This window comes from Stenotrophomonas sp. SrG (genome assembly GCF_050031795.1).
GTDB classification, from domain to species: domain Bacteria; phylum Pseudomonadota; class Gammaproteobacteria; order Xanthomonadales; family Xanthomonadaceae; genus Stenotrophomonas; species Stenotrophomonas rhizophila_A.
Genome location: NZ_JBNBBE010000074.1, coordinates 1 through 321, shown reverse-complemented (window position 1 = coordinate 321; position 321 = coordinate 1). Strand labels below are relative to the sequence as shown.

1 protein-coding gene is annotated in these 321 nt (G+C 74.8%); it reads right to left on the bottom strand.

Annotated elements, in window-relative coordinates; all coding sequences use genetic code 11:
• Positions 1-2 precede the first annotated feature (2 nt).
• A partial coding sequence (locus ACQG3P_RS19035) for a hypothetical protein (RefSeq protein ID WP_426805910.1) occupies positions 3-321 on the bottom strand: 319 nt, incomplete at its 5' end.

Here is a 321-nt window from a genome sequence, read left to right as displayed (position 1 = left end):
GGTCAGTCCCGGCCGGCGCCGTCGGACGGGGTGACGGTGAAGATCGTGGGGGCGGCGAAGCCGGATGCCGCGAACGCCGCGGTTACGGCATCCGACACCGTCTCGACCTCGGTGCGGGCGACGAGCGCGATCGCGGCACCGCCGAAGCCGCCGCCGGTCATGCGCGCACCGACGGCGCCCGCCGCCAGAGAGGCGTCGACCGCGGTGTCGAGCTCGGGGACCGAGATCTCGAAGTCGTCGCGCATCGAGGCGTGCGACGCGACGAGGAGGTCGCCGATCGCGGCCGGACCCCGTTCGCGGAGCGTCCGGACCGTGTCGAGC